This is a genomic window from Bifidobacterium sp. LCP19S3_E9, assembly GCF_052121135.1.
Lineage (GTDB): Bacteria > Actinomycetota > Actinomycetes > Actinomycetales > Bifidobacteriaceae > Bifidobacterium > Bifidobacterium thermacidophilum.
This window is the reverse complement of sequence record NZ_JBQKEV010000018.1, coordinates 1-1,780: the sequence shown is the minus strand read 5'-3', so window position 1 is coordinate 1,780 and position 1,780 is coordinate 1. Positions and strand designations below refer to the sequence as shown.

Genomic DNA, 1,780 nt, shown 5'->3' with positions numbered 1-1,780 from the left:
ATTCTCCGTAGAAAGGAGGTGATCCAGCCGCACCTTCCGGTACGGCTACCTTGTTACGACTTAGTCCCAATCACGAGCCTCACCTTAGACGGCTCCCCCCAGCAGAACTGGTCAGGCCACCGGCTTCGGGTGCTGCCCACTTTCATGACTTGACGGGCGGTGTGTACAAGGCCCGGGAACGCATTCACCGCGGCGTTGCTGATCCGCGATTACTAGCGACTCCGCCTTCACGGAGCCGGGTTGCAGGCTCCGATCCGAACTGAGACCGGTTTTCAGGGATCCGCTCCATGTCACCATGTCGCATCCCGCTGTACCGGCCATTGTAGCATGCGTGAAGCCCTGGACGTAAGGGGCATGATGATCTGACGTCATCCCCACCTTCCTCCGGGTTAACCCCGGCGGTCCCCCGTGAGTTCCCGCCATGACGCGCTGGCAACACGGGGCGAGGGTTGCGCTCGTTGCGGGACTTGACCCAACATCTCACGACACGAGCTGACGACGACCATGCACCACCTGTGAACCCGCCCCGAAGGGAAACGACATCTCTGCCGTCGTCGGGAACATGTCAAGCCCAGGTAAGGTTCTTCGCGTTGCATCGAATTAATCCGCATGCTCCGCCGCTTGTGCGGGCCCCCGTCAATTTCTTTGAGTTTTAGCCTTGCGGCCGTACTCCCCAGGCGGGATGCTTAACGCGTTGGCTCCGACACGGGACCCGTGGAAGGGCCCCACATCCAGCATCCACCGTTTACGGCGTGGACTACCAGGGTATCTAATCCTGTTCGCTCCCCACGCTTTCGCTCCTCAGCGTCAGTAACGGCCCAGAGACCTGCCTTCGCCATTGGTGTTCTTCCCGATATCTACACATTCCACCGTTACACCGGGAATTCCAGTCTCCCCTACCGCACTCCAGCCCGCCCGTACCCGGCGCAGATCCACCGTTAGGCGATGGACTTTCACACCGGACGCGACGAACCGCCTACGAGCCCTTTACGCCCAATAAATCCGGATAACGCTCGCACCCTACGTATTACCGCGGCTGCTGGCACGTAGTTAGCCGGTGCTTATTCGAAAGGTACACTCACCCCGAAGGGCTTGCTCCCAAACAAAAGCGGTTTACAACCCGAAGGCCTCCATCCCGCACGCGGCGTCGCTGCATCAGGCTTGCGCCCATTGTGCAATATTCCCCACTGCTGCCTCCCGTAGGAGTCTGGGCCGTATCTCAGTCCCAATGTGGCCGGTCGCCCTCTCAGGCCGGCTACCCGTCGAAGCCTTGGTGGGCCCTCACCCCGCCAACAAGCTGATAGGACGCGACCCCATCCCACGCCGCCAGAGCTTTCCCGGACCCCCATGCAGGAGCCCGGCACATCCGGCATTACCACCCGTTTCCAGGAGCTATTCCGGAGCATGGGGCAGGTTGGTCACGCATTACTCACCCGTTCGCCACTCTCACCCGCAAGCAAGCTTGCAGGATCCCGTTCGACTTGCATGTGTTAAGCACGCCGCCAGCGTTCATCCTGAGCCAGAATCGAACCCTCCACAAAAAAACAATGCGGAAAGCCAATAACAGACTCTCACAAAATAATTGACGGTCGCCTAATAAGGAAAGGCGACTCGCACGAAAACCCCGACCCCCATCAACCGCCCTCGCGGACTCCCACGCAGGACAATCAAACACCCCGCACGGAAGCGGGGACCGGACTGGCAATCATTGACTATAAAGAAGTAGTACAGACACGCTCTTGAGTTCTCAAACCACCACCACACACCCGACAAAACCAAC

General features: G+C 59.5%; 1 rRNA gene. It reads right to left on the bottom strand.

The annotated features are described in order from the left end of the window. Positions 1–11: 11 nt before the first annotated feature. A 16S ribosomal RNA gene (locus tag ACTQYB_RS07990) occupies positions 12–1,541 on the bottom strand. Between the last annotated feature and the right edge of the window lie 239 nt (positions 1,542–1,780).